Source organism: Blastococcus sp. OS1-29 (assembly GCF_057628075.1).
Map to the genome: position 1 here is coordinate 1,755 of NZ_JBXXJK010000014.1, position 3,731 is coordinate 5,485.

The window sequence follows — 3,731 nt, forward strand, 5'->3', positions numbered from 1 at the left end:
TGGGGTGGTGCTCGAGGGTGGAACGCTGACCAGTTCGGCCGGCAGCTGCTGCTGCCCCCAGTACGGCGTCACCTCGGTGGCGTGTGGAACGGGGTGGTGGGGGTGGGTCGGTTGTAGGCACGCTGTTGGGTCCTGAGAGAGCGGACCATTCCTGCGGGGATGGCTGCGATCTTGTTCAGGGCCGGTCTGGATCTCATACCGTCAGTGCCTCGTGGGGTGCTGGGTTTGGTGGGGTCGGGGGGCCGGTGTCTGGTTGTACGTTGAGAACTGCACAGTGGACGCGAGCATCTTCTGACTCTGTTAGTTCAGGGTTTGTGTAGGCCCGCTCATCGATGTCCTTCCGGGCGTGGGTGGGTGGGATTTTTGTGTGGCCAAGTTTTTAAGGGCGCACGGTGGATGCCTTGGCACCAGGAGCCGATGAAGGACGTAGGAGGCTGCGATAAGCCTCGGGGAGCTGTCAACCGAGCGTTGATCCGAGGATTTCCGAATGGGGGAACCCCGCACCAGTCATGTGGTGTGACCCGCGCTTGAACACATAGGGCGTGTGGAGGGAACGTGGGGAAGTGAAACATCTCAGTACCCACAGGAAGAGAAAACAACCGTGATTCCGTGAGTAGTGGCGAGCGAAAGCGGATGAGGCTAAACCGATTGCATGTGATAGCCGGCAGGCGTTGTGTGGTCGGGGTCGTGGGACGACTCAGTTATTTCTGCCGAGATAGCGGGGAGTGAGAAAACAGCGTCGTTAGTGGAAGGCCTCTGGAAGGGGTCGCCGTAGAGGGTGAGAGCCCCGTACACGAAAACGCGTTGTCTCCCGAGTTGTATCCCAAGTAGCACCGAGCCCGTGAAATTCGGTGTGAATCTGGCGGGACCACCCGCTAAGCCTGAATACTCCCTGGTGACCGATAGCGGACAAGTACCGTGAGGGAAAGGTGAAAAGTACCCCGGGAGGGGAGTGAAATAGTACCTGAAACCGTGTGCCTACAAGCCGTGAGAGCCTTAGCCTTCGGGCGGGGTGATTGCGTGCCTTTTGAAGAATGAGCCTGCGAGTTAGTGGTACGTGGCGAGGTTAACCCGTGTGGGGTAGCCGTAGCGAAAGCGAGTCCGAACAGGGCGTTCTGAGTCGCGTGCTCTAGACCCGAAGCCGAGTGATCTACCCATGGCCAGGTTGAAGCGCGGGTAAGACCGCGTGGAGGACCGAACCCACTTCGGTTGAAAACGGAGGGGATGAGCTGTGGGTAGGGGTGAAAGGCCAATCAAACTCGGTGATAGCTGGTTCTCCCCGAAATGCATTTAGGTGCAGCGTCACGTGTTTCTTGCCGGAGGTAGAGCACTGGATGGCTGAGGGGCCCCACAAGGTTACTGACGTCAACCAAACTCCGAATGCCGGTAAGTGAGAGCGTGGCAGTGAGACTGCGGGCGATAAGGTTCGTAGTCGAGAGGGAAACAGCCCAGATCATCGGCTAAGGCCCCTAAGCGTGTGCTAAGTGGAAAAGGATGTGGAGTCGCAGAGACAACCAGGAGGTTGGCTTAGAAGCAGCCACCCTTGAAAGAGTGCGTAATAGCTCACTGGTCAAGTGATTCCGCGCCGACAATGTAGCGGGGCTCAAGCACACCGCCGAAGCCGTGGCATTCACACGTATCCCGTCGGTCCTCTTGTGGGCCGGCCAGGTGTGTGGATGGGTAGGGGAGCGTCGTGTGGCGGTCGAAGCGGCGGAGTGATCCAGCCGTGGACGCCACGCGAGTGAGAATGCAGGCATGAGTAGCGAGAGGGGAGTGAGAACCTCCCCCGCCGGAAGACCAAGGGTTCCTGGGCCAGGCTAATCCGCCCAGGGTGAGTCGGGACCTAAGGCGAGGCCGACAGGCGTAGTCGATGGACAACGGGTTGATATTCCCGTACCCGCGAAGGAACGCCCATGCTGAACCCAGCGATGCTAACCGCCCGAACGCCCGTGACCGGTCCTTTCGAGGGCTGGGGCGGGTTCTAGCGCGGGACCCGGACTGGTAGTAGGCAAGCGATGGGGTGACGCAGGAAGGTAGTCCTACCGGTGAGTGGTAGTACCGGTGCAAGGGTGTGGCCCGTGGAATAGGTAAATCCGTTCCACATACAGGGTGAGGCCCGACGCATAGCCGAATGAGGCGAATTGGATGATCCTATGCTGCCGAGAAAAGCCTCTAGCGAGTTCCGAGCGGCCCGTACCCCAAACCAACTCAGGTGGTCAGGTAGAGAATACCGAGGCGATCGAGCGAACTGTGGTTAAGGAACTCGGCAAAATGCCCCCGTAACTTCGGGAGAAGGGGGGCCCTCTGTTGTGAACCGCCTTGCGCGGGGTAGCGGTGGGGGGCCGCAGAGACCAGTGAGAAGCGACTGTTTACTAAAAACACAGGTCCGTGCGAAGTCGTAAGACGATGTATACGGACTGACGCCTGCCCGGTGCTGGAACGTTAAGGGGACGGGTTAGCCGCAAGGCGAAGCTCAGAACTCAAGCGCCAGTAAACGGCGGTGGTAACTATAACCATCCTAAGGTAGCGAAATTCCTTGTCGGGTAAGTTCCGACCTGCACGAATGGCGTAACGACTTCTCAGCTGTCTCAACCACAGGCTCGGCGAAATTGCACTACGAGTAAAGATGCTCGTTACGCGCGGCAGGACGGAAAGACCCCGGGACCTTTACTATAGCTTGATATTGGTGTTCGGTTCGGCTTGTGTAGGATAGGTGGGAGACTGTGAAGCGGGCACGCCAGTGTCCGTGGAGTCATCGTTGAAATACCACTCTGGTCGAATTGGATGTCTAACCTCGGTCCGTGATCCGGATCAGGGACAGTGTCAGGTGGGTAGTTTAACTGGGGCGGTTGCCTCCCAAAATGTAACGGAGGCGCCCAAAGGTTCCCTCAGCCTGGTTGGCAATCAGGTGTCGAGTGCAAGTGCACAAGGGAGCTTGACTGTGAGACCGACGGGTCGAGCAGGAGCGAAAGCTGGGACTAGTGACCCGGCACCGGCATGTGGAAGCGGTGTCGCTCAACGGATAAAAGGTACCCCGGGGATAACAGGCTGATCTTCCCCAAGAGTCCATATCGACGGGATGGTTTGGCACCTCGATGTCGGCTCGTCGCATCCTGGGGCTGGAGTAGGTCCCAAGGGTTGGGCTGTTCGCCCATTAAAGCGGTACGCGAGCTGGGTTTAGAACGTCGTGAGACAGTTCGGTCCCTATCCGCCGTGCGCGTAAGAGACTTGAGAAGAGCTGTCCCTAGTACGAGAGGACCGGGACGGACGAACCTCTGGTGTGCCAGTTGTACCGCCAGGTGCACTGCTGGTTAGCTACGTTCGGCAGGGATAACCGCTGAAAGCATCTAAGCGGGAAGCTCGCTTCAAGATGAGGTCTCTCACCGACTTGATCGGGTAAGGCCCCCGCCCAGACCAGCGGGTTGATAGGCCGGAAGTGGAAGCACCGCAAGGTGTGCAGCTGACCGGTACTAACAGGCCGAGGGCTTGACCACACACACCCGCACCGGGTCTGTGCCGGCAAAGTCAGGTAAACAAGAAAGCTTCGCGTCCACTGTGCGGTTCTGAACGCCCAACCAGCATCCTGGTTGACATGTTCACAGCGTTACGGCGGCCATGGCGAGAGGGAAACGCCCGGTCTCATTCCGAACCCGGAAGCTAAGCCTCTCAGCGCCGATGGTACTGCCCTGGAGACGGGGTGGGAGAGTAGGACGCCGCCGGACAACCATTCC

2 rRNA genes are annotated in these 3,731 nt (G+C 58.9%); both read left to right on the forward strand.

The window, feature by feature from the left end:
- Positions 1 to 369 precede the first annotated feature (369 nt).
- Positions 370 to 3,494, forward strand: a 23S ribosomal RNA gene (locus AC2H4J_RS23645).
- Positions 3,495 to 3,605: 111 nt separating this feature from the next.
- Positions 3,606 to 3,722, forward strand: a 5S ribosomal RNA gene (gene rrf, locus AC2H4J_RS23650).
- Positions 3,723 to 3,731 lie beyond the last annotated feature (9 nt).